General features: G+C 63.1%; 1 pseudogene. It reads right to left on the reverse strand.

The features are described from left to right. Window positions 1–282: pseudogene (locus RV1423_RS28365) on the reverse strand (ABC transporter ATP-binding protein); the annotation flags it as partial.

Raw genomic sequence — 282 nt, forward strand, 5'->3', positions numbered from 1 at the left:
ATCAGTTCGGGTTCCATGGCCAGGGTGGTGGCGATCTCCAGTGCGCGCTTGCGGCCATAGGGCAGATCGACGGTGATGGTGTCGGCGAAGCCGGTCAGGTCGACTTCCTCGAGCAGGGCCATGGCGCGGTCGTTGAGCTGACTCAAGCTGTCGCCGCTCTTCCAGAAATGGAACGAGGTGCCCAGGGTGCGCTGCAAGCCGATGCGCACGTTCTCCATCACGCTCAGGTGCGGGAAGACGGCGGAAATCTGGAACGAACGGATGATGCCCTGGCGCGCAATC

The sequence above is a fragment of the Herbaspirillum sp. RV1423 genome, from assembly GCF_000577615.1.
Lineage (GTDB): Bacteria > Pseudomonadota > Gammaproteobacteria > Burkholderiales > Burkholderiaceae_D > Herbaspirillum.